15 protein-coding genes are annotated in these 13,454 nt (G+C 69.7%); 8 read left to right on the forward strand and 7 right to left on the reverse strand.

All coding sequences use genetic code 11. The features are described 5' to 3' along the window. Window position 1: 1 nt before the first annotated feature. The 4 genes from G406_RS0106965 to G406_RS0106980 form a co-directional block, all read right to left on the reverse strand. On the reverse strand, window positions 2-928 hold the full coding sequence (locus G406_RS0106965; RefSeq protein ID WP_028933286.1) for a PfkB family carbohydrate kinase: 927 nt from the start codon (window positions 926-928) through the stop codon (window positions 2-4). Then, entirely contained in the window at window positions 925-2,373 is a 1,449-nt protein-coding gene (locus G406_RS0106970) for a purine-cytosine permease family protein (RefSeq protein ID WP_028933287.1), read from the reverse strand. The genes G406_RS0106965 and G406_RS0106970 overlap by 4 nt, the downstream gene beginning before the upstream one ends. A 63-nt stretch (window positions 2,374-2,436) precedes the next feature. Beyond that, window positions 2,437-3,453, reverse strand: a complete 1,017-nt coding sequence (locus tag G406_RS0106975) for an ADP-ribosylglycohydrolase family protein (RefSeq protein ID WP_028933288.1) — start codon at window positions 3,451-3,453, stop codon at window positions 2,437-2,439. Beyond that, the gene (locus G406_RS0106980; protein WP_425414567.1) at window positions 3,450-4,145 is read right to left on the reverse strand and encodes a GntR family transcriptional regulator; all 696 of its coding nucleotides are present in this window, start codon (window positions 4,143-4,145) and stop codon (window positions 3,450-3,452) included. The genes G406_RS0106975 and G406_RS0106980 overlap by 4 nt, the downstream gene beginning before the upstream one ends. Window positions 4,146-4,252: 107 nt before the next feature. Here G406_RS0106980 and G406_RS0106985 point away from each other — a divergent pair, with 107 nt between their 5' ends. The 3 genes from G406_RS0106985 (at window position 4,253) to G406_RS0106995 (ending at window position 5,980) form a co-directional block, all read left to right on the forward strand. Further along, the gene (locus G406_RS0106985) at window positions 4,253-5,047 is read left to right on the forward strand and encodes an SDR family NAD(P)-dependent oxidoreductase (protein ID WP_028933290.1); all 795 of its coding nucleotides are present in this window, start codon (window positions 4,253-4,255) and stop codon (window positions 5,045-5,047) included. A 179-nt stretch (window positions 5,048-5,226) separates the two neighbouring features. Then, window positions 5,227-5,544, forward strand: coding sequence for a DUF3040 domain-containing protein (locus G406_RS45085; RefSeq protein WP_037075445.1), 318 nt, complete (start codon window positions 5,227-5,229; stop codon window positions 5,542-5,544). A 31-nt stretch (window positions 5,545-5,575) separates the two neighbouring features. Next, entirely contained in the window at window positions 5,576-5,980 is a 405-nt protein-coding gene (locus G406_RS0106995) for a low affinity iron permease family protein (RefSeq protein ID WP_028933291.1), read from the forward strand. Here the strand turns inward: G406_RS0106995 and G406_RS0107000 are convergent. Beyond that, window positions 5,977-6,387: a RidA family protein gene (locus tag G406_RS0107000; protein ID WP_028933292.1), complete on the reverse strand. Its 411-nt coding sequence runs from the start codon at window positions 6,385-6,387 to the stop codon at window positions 5,977-5,979. The genes G406_RS0106995 and G406_RS0107000 overlap by 4 nt on opposite strands. Then, window positions 6,384-7,154, reverse strand: a complete 771-nt coding sequence (locus G406_RS0107005) for an IclR family transcriptional regulator (protein ID WP_028933293.1) — start codon at window positions 7,152-7,154, stop codon at window positions 6,384-6,386. The genes G406_RS0107000 and G406_RS0107005 overlap by 4 nt, the downstream gene beginning before the upstream one ends. Window positions 7,155-7,301: 147 nt before the next feature. Between G406_RS0107005 and G406_RS0107010 the strand changes: the two genes are divergently transcribed. From G406_RS0107010 to G406_RS0107030, 5 genes are all read left to right on the forward strand, one after another. Continuing rightward, a complete protein-coding gene (locus G406_RS0107010) occupies window positions 7,302-8,588 on the forward strand; it encodes an amino acid deaminase (protein ID WP_051341747.1) in 1,287 nt (428 codons plus the stop codon). Beyond that, window positions 8,588-10,204, forward strand: a complete 1,617-nt coding sequence (locus G406_RS0107015) for an N-acyl-D-amino-acid deacylase family protein (RefSeq protein WP_037075446.1) — start codon at window positions 8,588-8,590, stop codon at window positions 10,202-10,204. Before G406_RS0107010 ends, G406_RS0107015 begins: the two co-directional genes overlap by 1 nt. Before the next feature lie 28 nt (window positions 10,205-10,232). Continuing rightward, window positions 10,233-11,687, forward strand: coding sequence for a GntP family permease (locus G406_RS0107020; protein ID WP_028933296.1), 1,455 nt, complete (start codon window positions 10,233-10,235; stop codon window positions 11,685-11,687). 54 nt (window positions 11,688-11,741) lie between these two features. Then, on the forward strand, window positions 11,742-12,266 hold the full coding sequence (locus G406_RS0107025) for a 3-hydroxyanthranilate 3,4-dioxygenase (RefSeq protein WP_028933297.1): 525 nt from the start codon (window positions 11,742-11,744) through the stop codon (window positions 12,264-12,266). Between the two features lie 65 nt (window positions 12,267-12,331). Further along, window positions 12,332-12,970, forward strand: coding sequence for a cysteine hydrolase family protein (locus G406_RS0107030; protein ID WP_028933298.1), 639 nt, complete (start codon window positions 12,332-12,334; stop codon window positions 12,968-12,970). A gap of 37 nt (window positions 12,971-13,007) precedes the next feature. On the opposite strand, the gene G406_RS0107035 is transcribed toward G406_RS0107030, so the two are convergent. After that, window positions 13,008-13,367 carry an MmcQ/YjbR family DNA-binding protein gene (locus G406_RS0107035; protein ID WP_028933299.1) on the reverse strand — a complete coding sequence of 120 codons (360 nt, stop codon included), beginning with the start codon at window positions 13,365-13,367 and terminating at the stop codon, window positions 13,008-13,010. Window positions 13,368-13,454 lie beyond the last annotated feature (87 nt).

The raw sequence follows: 13,454 nt of genomic DNA on the forward strand, positions 1-13,454 counted from the left end.
GTCAGCACATCCGTCCGAGCAGCACGGCATCCACGGCCGCGCGCGATGGCGCGGTCGCGGGTCCCGGGATGGTCACGGCGAGCGCCGCCGCGATGTTGGCTCGTCGTGCCGCCAGCTGAAGGTCCGCGCCGCGCAGCAGTTCGGCGGCGAGGACCCCGCAGTGCGCGTCGCCGGCGCCGTTGGTGTCCACCGCCTCGACCTCGTGACCCGGAACTTCACCTAGCTCGCCGTCCCGCACCAGCAGGCAGCCTCGTGCCCCGTCGCGCAGTACGACCGTCGCACCCCGGCTCATCCGCCCGGCGAGGGCCGGACCGGCTGCTCGCGGGTCATCGAGACCCGTGAGCAGCCGCGCCTCACGCGCGTTGCAGCTCAGCACCGTGGTGTGGGACAGCAGCCGTGCCAGCGAACGGTCGTCGATGTCCGCCACGAGCGGCCCCGGATCCATCATGAGCATGGCTCCGGCGAGCTGTTCGACGAAGTCCAGCAGCACCTGCGCCTTACCCCCGGCGAGCAGGCTGTACCCGCTGACATACACGATGTCCTCGGTACGAACGGGGATCGACGCGAGGGCGCCGGCGTCGACGGCCGTCTCGGCGCCGCTGCCGGTCACGAACGTGCGCTCCCCCGCGTCGTCGACCAGGACGACGCACACCCCGGTGTCGACGTCGGGCGTAGCGGCAAGCGCCGCCTCGACCCCTTCCTCCGCCAGTGCCGCCCGCACCGCGTCACCGAACCTGCCGGTCCCATGGCCTCCCGTGTACACGACCCGCGCGCCCGCCCGCGACGCCGCGGCCATGACGTTGAACCCGCCGCCAGGATGGAACGACGTCGCCGAGGCCAGGACGTCCCCGCCGACCGCCGGGACCGAGGGCACCCGCATCACCAGGTCGACCAGCACCTGGCCGGTGTGGATCAGACTGCCGGTCACGAGCGGTCCCGGGCACCGCCGAGCGCCGCGTAACCGGCGGCACCGACGACGAAGGTGATCACCCAGCCCAGGCCGTTCTCGCCGAACCAGGTTCCGGCGAGCGGCCCGGTGAACCAGGGGTCGTCGCTCGGGCCGACGGTGGTGAACAGATAGCCGATCACGATGGCCGCCGCCCACGCGCCGAGGGCTCGCGGCTCGACTCCCCCTCGATACCAGTACACACTGGTCCTGCCGGTGTCCATCAGCCCGGCGGGATCGTAGGTCCGCCTGCGCAGCATGTCGACGACGAACACACCGACCCACGCGGTGATCGGCACGGCGAGGGCGCTGATGAACGCGATGAACGGGCCGAAGAAGCCGTCCGCGACGAGGATGAAGTAGATCGCGCCGAGGAAGGTCACGACGACGTCGACGACCACCGCGTACACCCTGCGCACGCGGACCCCGAGGGTCAGCGTGGTCAGCCCCGCGGAGTAGACCGACAGGTGGTTGGACAGCAGCAGCCCGCCGAACGCGGCGATCAGATAGGGCACCGCCATCCAGGCGGGCAACATGTCCCGGATGGCCGCGACCGGGTCGTCCGCCCGGGACAGTGCCGGGTCGCCCGCGGTGAGCATGCTGCCCAGCGAGATCAACAGGACGAGCGGGATGCCGGCACCCGCGGCGGCCGACAGGACGAGCGCACCGGCCCGCACCGATGGCGCCTGGTAGCGGGACATGTCGGCGGAGGCGTTGGCCCAGCCGATGCCCGTGCCGGCCGCGATCACTCCGACGCCCGCGATCACCGCGCCGACCGGGCCCGGGGGCGCCGCCGCGACGGCGTGCCAGTCGATCGTCGCGACCAGGAAGCCACCGACCAGGATGTTCAGCGCACCGAACACCCAGGTCGCCCATCGCTGGACCGCGACGAGCACCGCGTGACCGAGCCCGGCGACCAGCACGGTCAGCGCCTCGAACACGGCGATCGCGACGACGGTCAGCACCGGATGGTCCTTCGCGGCCGGGCTGGTGCCCAGCGCGATCGTCGCCAGCGACAGCAGGGCGAACGCGGCGGTCGTCGTGTTGACCGTCTCCCAGCCGAGCCGCGACAGCAGCGACACCGCGGTGGGGCCGACGTTGCCGCGCGCGCCGAAGACCGCCCTGGACAGCGTCAGGCCGGGCGCACCGCCCCGGCGGCCGGCGATCGACACGGCGCCGACGACCGCGAACGAGCCGACAGCGCCGACGGCGGCCGCGATGACGGCCTGCCACACCGTGAGGTGCATCGCCACCAGCGTCGCGCCGAGCGGCAGTCCCAGGATCGAGATGTTCGCGGCGAACCAGACCCAGAACAGTTGCCCGGGGCGGCCCGAGCGTTGTTCGACCGGGACCGGTTCGATGCCCCGGGTCTCGAGTGCTCCTTCCCCCGAGGTGGTCGAGGTGTGGGGTGACGTACCGGTGGCCATGGTGCCTCCCGTGCGACTGCGGATGATCGAGGGTTGTCGAAAGAGCACGGCATAGCCGCTGGTTCAGTGATGCCCGGAAGGCGTGCGTCGGGATCGGAGCGCGAGCAGGCCGTCGACCGTCGGGCCGAGATCGAGGGCGTTGACCCGTCGGACGGTCGCCACCAGGTCCGCTGGAAGCGCGCCGGCCCCGTGGTACGCGCCGAGCACGGCGCCGCACATCGCGGCAATGGTGTCGGTGTCGCCACCCACCGAGGCCGCGACCGTGAGGGCGGTCCGGGGATCGTCGCCGAAGCGTTCGGCCAGCGCGAACGCGGCCACCACGGACTCCTGTGCGGCCACGGACGTGCCGATGACCTCCGAGACCGCGTCGACCAGCTGAGCCGTCGTCATTTCCCGGACCCAGCCGCGAGCCCACCGAATCCGGGCCGCGATGTCGCCGCCGGCCGTCCAATGTCCGCGCGACCCGCCGATCGCCGCGGCGTGTTCAGCGTGGTCGAGCGCGGCGTCCAGCGACGCGCCGTCCAGGCAGGCGGAGACGGCCGCGGCGACCGCCGACGCCCCGGCGATCCCGATCCCGGTGTTGTGGGTGACCCTGCTGGCGTCCACCACCGCGTCGACCAGTATGTCGAGGTCTTCGGTGGGAACCGCGACACCCACCGGCGCGATGCGCATCGCCGCGCCATTCGTGGCGCCGTCCCGTCCGGTGCGATCGGGCGACTCGCCGTCGTACAGACGGCTCAGCGCGCGGCGGGTCGACGGTCCGAGCAGGTCCAGCGAGCCCCGGCGGATCATCTCCTTCTCCCAGGACGCAAGTGCCGAGGCGAACTCGAGCGGGTCGACGATCCCGTCCCCCGCGATCAGCAGCTCGGCGAGCATGAGCGCCTGCTCGGTGTCGTCGGTGACCGTCCCAGCCGGAAGGTTCGGAGCGATGGGCTGGTCCTCCGCGCCCGGTAGCAACGTATCGACACGGCCGTAGCGCGATGCGATGGCGGCCCGGGACATCGACTGGGTCGGCATACCGAGGGCATCGCCGAGAGCCAGCCCGGACAACGCTCCGAGTGCGCGGTCGCGGAGCGTCATGACCGGTCCCCGAACGTCAGGTGGAAGCGGAACCGTGCCGGGTCGAGCAGGCTGACCACGTGTTCGACCAAGCCACCGGTGTCGTCGGTGGTCGTCCGGACGGCCCGCAGGAACAGCGCGCCCGTCTCGCGTCCGAGCAGCTCCGCGTCCTCGGCGGTGAGCGGCTCGACCGAGATCCACTGGTCACCGCCCGTCCCGCGCACGTCTTCGGCTCGCAGCGTGGCGGTGATCGAGTCCTCGACGAGACCACGGGTAGGCAGGTCGGCGAGCCCGCCGACGGCGGGCAGCGCGGCGGTCTCCAGCGACACCGGGGTGCCGCTCGCGGTGCTCCGCAGTCGGCGGACGGTCACCACAGGGCCGTAGCGCGCGGTCACGGCCGCGTCACCGCCGGACTCGATGGACAACAGTCTCGCCGTGACGTCCGATCCGGCGAGCGCCCTGGCCCACCCGCTGTTCTGGTCGAGCTGGACACCATCGAAGGTCACGAAGGACCCGACGCCGGTCTCGGTCACGATCAGCTCGCGCCGCTGCAGTTCGGCCAGCGCGTTGCGCACGGTCCCCCGGGAGACGCTGTACCGCTCGGCGAGCCGGTTCTCACCGGGTAGCCGTTCACCGTGGGCGAGCCCTCCGGAGCGGATCCGGCCGGCAAGCTCCTCCACCAGTCGCGCTTGCTTACCGTGCACCTTAGACATGTACATACTTGTACATTGATTGAGCGCACCTGTCCACTCCGTGGTTTAGTAAGCGCCGCACGCAGGTAACCAGCGCTTGCAACTAATGACTATCACGGAGGAGCCTCATGCAGCTGAACCTCACCGGCCGGACCGCGCTCGTCACCGGCTCGACCCAGGGAATCGGGCTCGCCATCGCGGCGGGCCTGGCCGGTTCCGGCGCGCGGGTAGCGATCAACGGACGCTCACCCGAGACCGTCGCGCGCGCGATCGCGCAGCTGAGCGAGCAGGTCCCGGACGCGCAGCTGATCGCGGCACCGGCCGACGTGGCGACCGAGCAGGGAGCCGCCGAGCTGCTCCGAATCCTGCCCGACGTGGACATCCTGACCAACAACCTGGGCATCTTCGGCTCCCGCCCGGCGCTCGAGATCACCGACGCGGAATGGCTGCGCTACTTCGAGGTCAACGTCCTCGCAGCGGTGCGGCTCATCCGCGCCTATCTGCCGGGCATGACCGGCCGGGGATGGGGACGCGTGCAGAACATCGCCAGCGACTCCGCCGTAGTGATCCCGACGGAGATGATCCACTACGGGATGTCCAAGACCGCCTTGCTCGCCGTCTCCCGGGGCTACGCCAAAGAGGCAGCGGGCTCCGGGGTGACCGTCAACTCCGTCATCGCCGGCCCCACCCACACCGGAGGCGTCGAGGACTTCGTCTACCAGCTGGTCGACCGCGATCTGCCATGGGACGAGGCGCAGCGGGAGTTCATGCGCCTGCACCGCCCGCAGTCGCTGTTGCAGCGGCTCATCGAGCCCGAGGAGATCGCCAACATGGTGGTGTACCTCAGCTCCGACCAGGCGTCGGCGACGACCGGCGCCGCCGTCCGGGTGGACGGTGGGTACGTCGACTCGATCCTGCCCTGACGGGCGTCTCGAGGGGCGATTGTTCCGCACACCTGTCGAGCGGCGGCCCGATTGTGCTCCGTCACCGCTCTGTTACCCGAGGTCGGTGACACTCGGGCGTCGCGCGCGTCGGGCACCGCAGGATGGGGACCTCCTACCGGACACCAGGATAGGAATCGACGGAACGGGTACCCCTGACCATGTTCAACGACCGCCCACATGATCCCCGCCTCAGCGAGTCCGAGAATCGCCGGCTCGGTGAGCTGGAGAAGCAGCTCAGAGCCAGCGACCCCGAGCTCGAGGAGGCGCTGCGCACCGGCCGGCGCAAGCCGGGGAACCTCGACCCGGTACAGGCGGCCCTGGTCGGGATAATCGCCACCCCGGTCATTCTCATCGCCTCGTTCCTCGGCGGACCGGTCATCGGGGTCGTCGCGGTCGCGGTAGCGCTGGCGGTCCTGTTCGCCCGGGTGCTGCTGACCAAACGGTCCAGCTCGTCCGGCCCGTCCGCGTACCGCTAGAAACCGTCCGCGCCCGGCTACGCTGACCGGCATGCGCCAGGACAGCGAGCGACCCGCCGCGAAGGACCGCGAGACCGGCGACCGACGCTCACCCTTCGAGCGCTTCGTCGAAACCGCGTGTCTGTGGGTCAGCCGCCCGGTGTTCTTCTACGGCTGCCTTGCCATCGTGTTCGTCTGGCTGATCAGCCTGCCGCTGTGGGCGGACCTGAAGGCATGGCAGGCCGTCCTGCACACCGTGTCGAGCGTCATCTCACTGTTCCTGCTGGCGCTGCTGGAGAACGCGGGCCGCCGCGCGGAAGAGGCCTCTCAGGAGAAGCTGAACGTGATCGCCGAGGCGCTCGCGGCGCTCATGGCGTCCCGCGCGACCGAGGACCACGACCTCGACACGGCGGTCACCAAGCTCCGTGACGCGGTCGGATTGGAAGAACGGCACTAGGAGCTGACCGCGAGCGCGTCGATCTCCACCAGCATCTGGGGAAGCGGCAGCTCGGCGAACACGGTGGTACGACTGGGCAGGACGCCGCTGGGCACGTGCTCGCCGACGAACTCGGCGTACACCTCGTTCATCGCGGCGAAGTCGCCCCGGTCCGTCAGGTACACCCGAAACATGATCACGTCCTCGACACCGGAGCCCCCCGCCTCCAGGATGGCCCGGATGTTGTCCAGCACGCGCCTGGTCTGAACGCGCACGTCTCCCTCGCCGACGAAGGAGTTCGTGACCGGGTCCACCGACCCCTGGCCCGAGACCTGCAGCAGACCACCCTTGCGTACGCCCTGGCTGAACACCGGGAGTGGGGCCGGCGCGGCCTCGGTGTGGACGGCGACCTTGTCGGACGTGCTCATACGGGATGTCCTTTCGAGGGATCTGAGGTTCGCCAGCCGCACTCGCGAGAGATCCTTTCAGTGACGGCCAGCAATGACGGAACGAGCTCGACCAGCTTCTCGTCGGTCAGCACGATGTTCGGAACGGAGACCGACACCGCCGCGACGGTCCTGCCGGACGCATCGCGCACCGGGGCGCCGATGCAGTTCACCGACCGCTCGTTCTCCTCGCGGTCGTGACCCCAGCCCTGGGTTCGCACCCGGTCCAGCTCAGCATGGAACGCCTCGGCATCGGTGATCGTGTTCTCCGTCGCCCGGGTGAACGGCAGTGCGGCGAGCAGGTCGCCGAGCTCGGCGACCGGCAGGTCCGCGACGAGCACCTTGCCCGCGGCGGTGGAATGCACCGGCGCGCGCAACCCGATGCGTGAGGCCATCCGCACGTGGTCGTGGGACTCGAGCTTGTCGATGTAGACGATCTCCGAACCGCTTCGCTCACACAGGTGCGTGGTGTGGCCGTGCTCGCGGTTGAAGCCCAGAAGGTGCGGTGCCGCGATACCGCGGACCTCCCGCTGGTCGAGACCTCGGGAGGACAGCTCGTGGATGCGCGAGCCGAGGTGGTAGCGATGGATGCCGTCGCGGAACACGAAGTGTTCGCCCGCCAACGTACGCAGCAGCCGCAGAACGGTCGTCTTGTGCACACCGACGGCCTCGGCGAGCTCATCGAGACTGGCGGGACTGTCGGCCAGCCGATCCAGGATCTGCAACGCCTTGCCCAGGCTCTGACTCATGTCGTCACCTCCCCCACTCGAGATCCAGCTCACACCTGACCGTTGACCGGCGGCAGGAGTCGATGCTACAACCTACGAAGCACGATGCGCAATGATCGTTGCATTGGGCGCAATCCTGCAGGCCAAGGCGATCTGAAGGAGCGCGGCATGGGCACAGAGACCGACTTCGCACTCCAGATCACCCCCAGCACGGACGTTCTGACCGGCCTGGAGAAGTCACTGCCGGCAGTCACTCGCGGGCGGACCGTCGCGGAGTTCCTCGCCGGTCGACCTCGGCTGTCCGACTGCCACACCCCGCTGCTGACGGTGGACGCCGACGCGGTGACGAACAACCTCACCCGGATGGCCGTCTGGTGTGCTGAGCGTGGGCTCGACCTGGCGCCGCACGGGAAGACGACCATGGCGCCCGCGCTGTGGGAGCGCCAGCTGAACGCGGGTGCCTGGGGCATCACGCTCGCCAATCCGGCACAGCTGCGGATCGCACTTCGTGCCGGCGTCCCCCGTGTGCAGCTGGCGAACACCCTGGTCGACCCCGGTTCGATCACCGAGCTGGCCAGGGCGCTCGACGCCGACCCGGACCTGACCGTGCACACCTGGGTCGACTCGGTCGAAGCGGTCACCCTGCTCGCCACCGTCCTCGGCAGTGGATCGAGGCGCCAGTACACCGTTCTGCTGGAGCTCGGCGCACCGGGTGGCCGCACCGGCGCCCGGGACCTGGCGACCGCGCTCGCCGTCGCCGATGCCGTCGTCGCCACCCCACAGCTGCGGCTCGGCGGGGTGTGCGGCTACGAGGGAGCGCTCGCGCACGACCGGTGCGAGCGTGGGCTGGCCGCTGTCCGGACCTACCTGGCCGACCTGGCCGGGCTGCATCGGGAGCTGCGGGCGACGGGGCGTTATCCGGACGGCGAGATCGTGGTCAGCGCCGGGGGAAGCGCCTACTTCGACGAGGTGGCCGACGTTCTCGGCCCCCTCGCCGGCGCGGACACCCGAGTGGTGCTGCGCTCCGGGGCGTACCTGATCCACGACGACGGCTTCTACCAGGGCATCTCACCGCTCGACGGCACGTTGCGCTCAGCGATGCACGGCTGGGCACGTGTCGTGTCGCGCCCGGAGCCGGGGCTCGCACTGCTGGACGCGGGCAAACGCGACCTGCCCTACGACGAAGGTCTGCCACGACCGCAGCTGGTGGCCGACCGTCTCGGTGGCCCCACCCGGCCACTCGACGGTGAGATCACGTCGGTCAACGACCAGCACGCCTTCCTCCGAATCGAGCCCGCCACCGCGTTGCGGGTCGGAGACGTCGTCCGGCTGGGGCTGTCGCACCCGTGCACGGCGTTCGACAAGTGGCGGTGGATTCCCGTCGTAGCCCACGCCCCCGGCCCGGGCACCGAGGACGATCCCTTGATCACCGATCTCGTACAGACCTACTTCTGATGAGCGGCCGCACCCTGATCCGGCACGCCACCGTCGTGGACGGAACCGAGACCGCCCGCTACCTCGCCGACGTCCTGGTCGCCGGCGGCAGGATCGACGACATCGCACCGGCGCTCAGGCCGCGAGACGCTGACCCGGACCACACGGTCGACGCCGACGGTCTGGTGCTCGCCCCTGGCTTCATCGACATGCACGCCCACTCCGACCTCGCGCTGCTCCGGGACACCGAGCACATGGCCAAGGTCAGCCAGGGCGTCACCACCGAGGTCCTCGGCCAGGACGGGCTGTCCTACGCCCCCGTCGACGACGCGACACTCACCGTGCTGCGCCGCCAGATCGCCGGGTGGAACGGCGACCCGGGCGAGGCGCTGTTCACCTGGCGCTCCGTGGCGGGCTACCTGGACAGACTCGATACGGGTGTGGCCGTGAACGCCGCGTACCTCGTACCGCACGGCGTGTTGCACGCCTTGGTGTGTGGCTGGGAGGACGGTCCCGTCACGCGGGCGGACATCGCGGCGATGTGCCGGCTGCTGCGCGCCGCCATGGCCGAGGGCGCGGTCGGGATGTCGGCGGGTCTCACCTACACCCCCGGGATGTATGCCGGGTCCGAGGAGCTGCGCGCATTGTGCTCCGTCGTCGGCGAGCTGGGCGGCTTCTTCGCCCCACATCACCGCTCGTACGGCAAGGGCGCGCTCGAGGCGTACGCCGAGATGATCGAGCTCGCCACGCTGGCCGGCTGCGGCTTGCACCTCGCGCACGCCTGCATGAACTTCGAGCCCAACCGGGGCCGGGGCGCGGACCTGGTGGCGCTGCTCGACGAGGCGATCTCGGCGGGTGCCGACATCAGCCTCGACACCTACCCGTACCTGCCGGGAGCGACCACACTGGCCGCCGTGCTGCCGAGCTGGGCCACCTCGGGCGGGCCGGACGCGACGCTTGCCAGGTTGCGCGACCCGGGTGTGCTCGCGAGGGTCCGCGCCGCGCTGGAAGTCCACGGCTCGGACGGCTGCCATGGCGTGACCGCGGACTGGGACGCGATCGAGATCAGCGGCGTGACCACGTCCACGCTGGACGACACGGTGGGTCGCACGATCGCCTGGCTCGCCCGTGCCAGAGGCATGGACCCGTTCGACGTGTTCACCGACATCCTGGTGCGCGACGACCTCGGCACCGGAATCCTGCAGCACGTCGGCCATGAGGACAACGTCCGGACGATCATGCGGCACGCACGGCACACGGCCGGGAGCGACGGTCTGCTCGTCGGCGCCAAGCCACACCCTCGGGCCTGGGGCACCTTCCCCCGCTATCTGGGCCGCTACTGCCGCGAGCTGGGCCTGTTCTCGCTGGAGGAATGCGTCGGCCACCTGACCGGCAGGGCGGCGGCCCGCATCGGGCTGCGAGACCGGGGCCTCGTACGGACCGGTCATGCGGCGGACCTGGTGTTGTTCGACCCCGACAGCGTCGCGGACACCGCCACCTATGACCGGCCGAGAGCACAGGCCACCGGCATTCCGTACGTCTGGGTCAACGGAGACCTGGCGCTGGACGACGGCGCACGCACGTCGAAGGCCTCGGGACGGGCGCTGCGCCGCCACCGTCCCGGGGACGTCCGGTGAACCGCTCTAGCAGGAACGAGGTCCGATGATGGGCGCCTTCGTCGACTGGCTGCACCACGACACGGCAGGGCTGTTGACCCTGGCGACGGCGAGCGTCGCGGTGCTGCTGCTGTTGATCATCAGGTTCAAGGTGGAGCCGTTCATTGCGCTGATCGTGGTGAGTGTCCTGGTCGCACTCGTCGGTGGCGTGTCCATCGCGGACCTGGTCGGGACACCCATCAAGTCGTCGAGCTCGCTGCTGGAGACCGGTTTCGGCAGCATTCTCGGGCACATCGCGCCGATCATCGGGCTCGGCACGGTGCTCGGCGCGATGATGGAACGCTCGGGTGGCGCCGACGTCCTCACCAGCAGGCTGCTCACGTTGTTCGGCCCCAAGGGCGCGCCGCTCGCGATGGGACTCACCGGCCTGATCCTGGGCATTCCGGTGTTCTTCGACATCGGGATCTTCGTGGTAGCTCCGCTGGTCTACGTCGCGGCCCGGCGCGGTGGCCGGTCACTCGTGCTCTACGCGATGCCGATGATCGCCGGCCTGTCCATGACGCACGCGTTCCTGCCGCCCCACCCGGGGCCGGTCGCGGCCGCCGGACTCCTGCATGTCAGCCTGGGCTGGCTGATCATCATGGGCCTCGCCTGCGGCATCCCCGCCTGGCTCGTCGCCGGAGTGTGGTGGGGCTCGTTCATCGGGCGGCGAATCCACGTCGAGGTTCCCGAGGACATGGTCGCCTCGGGGCCGTTCGAGGACGAACCTGACGACCGCTCACTGGACACCGGTGGATCGTCGACCGCGACGACGACCCTGCCCCGGCACCGGCCACCGTCGCTCGCCCTGATCAACCTGATCATCCTCGCACCGATGGTGCTGATCCTGGGCGCCACGGTCGGCACCATCGCTCTCCCGGACGGGTCGCGGCTGCGCTCGGTCCTGTTGTTCCTCGGCACCCCGGCCATCGCCCTGACCATCGCGGTGCTGCTGGCCATGTACCTCCTCGGCATCCGTCGCGGCACGACCGTCTCCGAGCTGGGTGAGATCACCGGTGAGTCGCTCAAGCCGATCGGCATGATCCTGCTGGTCGTCGGGGCCGGTTCGTTCTTCGGCGCGGTCCTGCGGGCAACGGGCGTAGGCGACGCGCTGGCGCACTCACTGACCGCCGGTGGCATGCCGGTCATCCTGGCGGCCTACCTGATCAGCTGCGCCCTGCGGCTGGCCCAGGGGTCGGCGACGGTGGCGATCGTGACCACCGCGGGCATCATCGAGCCGCTCGTCACTGCGGGCGGGTTCGGCCAGGCACAGGTCGCGTTGATCGTCATCGCCGTGTCGGCCGGTTCGATCATCGCCAGCCATGTCAACGACGGTGGGTTCTGGATCGTGGCCCGTTACTTCAACATGTCGGTGAAGGACACCCTCAAGACCTGGACCACGTTGGAGACCATCCTGTCCGTGGTCGGGTTCGCCGCCGCGGGTCTGCTGTGGGTTCTCATCTGACCCGCACGCGACGATCACCGATGGCTTCGTGTCCGTACCAGAGGAGAGAAACCGATGACCATCGTCCCACCGGTGATCAACTTTCCGCGATGGATCGCGGAACACGAGCACCTGCTGGCACCACCGGTCAACAACAAACAGGTGTGGGCGCCGATGGGTGACTTCATCATCCAGGTCGTCGGCGGCCCCAACCAGCGCACCGACTATCACATCGACCCCTATGAGGAGTGGTTCTACCAGGTCAAGGGCAACGCACACGTGAACGTCATGACCGAGAACGGCCCTGAGCGCGTCGACATCGGCGAGGGCGAGATGTGGCTGCTGCCCAGGAACCTGCCGCACTCTCCGCAGCGACCGGAAGCCGGGTCGATCGGCATCGTGGTGGAACGCCTGCGTGAGGAAGGCACGCTGGAGCGCTTCCGCTGGTACTGCGAGCAGTGCAGCGCGCTCGTGCACGACGTCGAGCTGCAGGTACGCGACATCGTGGCGGACCTGCCGCCGGTCTTCGCGGAGTTCTACGCCAGCACCGAGGCCCGGACCTGTCCCCGTTGCGGCACGCTGCACCCAGGTAAGGGCTGACGCGATCACCCGGCGAGAATGCCGATCGGTTCCTCAGTGTTCCCCGCGTACTGGACGGAAGTGACATGGGCTATCGGCTCGACCGGATCGACCCGGCACACACGGCGTTGATCGTCATCGACATGCAGCACGACTTCCTGGCGCCGGGAGCCGCGTTGGAGTCGCCCGAGGGGCGGGAGATGCTACCGACGCTCAACGGCGTGGTCGCGGACTGCCGGCGGCTCGGCGTCCCCGTGATCTTCACGGCACACGTGCACCGGGCCGACGGCTCCGACATGGGCCGCTACGCAGACCTCTACCCTCCGATCGCGCAGCGGGTCGCGCTCATCGACGGCCAGCCGGGCGCTGAGCTCTACGGCGACGTGGCTCGGGAACCAGGTGACCTGCTGATCAAGAAACACCGCTACAGCGCGTTCTACGGCACCGACCTCGACATGATCCTGCACGGCCTCGGCGTCGAGACCGTGGTCACGGTCGGCGTGACCACCGAGGACTGCGTCCACGCCACCGCGCGCGACGCGATGTTCCGCGACTACCACGCCGTGGTGCTGTCCGACGCGTGCGCGACCTACGACCACCCGGACCTCGGCCACGGCGCCATGTCGGCCGCCGAGGTACACGCCGCGACGCTCGTGGTGCTGGCGCAGTCCACCGCCGACGTCATGACCAGCGTGGAATTCACCGCCAAGATCAGCACGCCCTGACCGGCCGCGGACGAAGAAGACCTGACCTCGGTGTATGTCAGGCGTCGACGAGCTCCTGCGGGGTCGGATGGTCGGCCAGCAGTTCCTCCGGCGCCGACAACCGCCACGCCTCCAGGACCAGTTCGCTCAGCTCGTCCAGCTCGATCCGCTCCAGGTAGACGACCACCCAGCCGAAGCCGCCCGCGGTGAACTGCACCTCGAACACGTCCGGCCGTTCGGTGACCAGTGCGATCTGCTCCGACATGGTCTGCTTCAGCCCGACCGTACTGGTCCTCGGCCACAGGTAGCCGAACTTCCTGCCCCGCACGCTCAACGTCGTGTAGTTGGTGTGCACCGCGTTCTCCACGTCCGGCAGCCCGTTCACCAAGCGCAGCAACCGCGCGACCTCGACACCCATGCGAGCAGATAATCACAGCCTCGTCACCACGCACGCGGCCGCCACCCCGAAGTCCGCGCCTGGGTCGAGAATCAGCGGGCGCTGGGC

The organism is Actinospineispora spinosispora DSM 44797 (assembly GCF_000429025.1).
Taxonomy (GTDB): domain Bacteria; phylum Actinomycetota; class Actinomycetes; order Mycobacteriales; family Pseudonocardiaceae; genus Pseudonocardia; species Pseudonocardia spinosispora.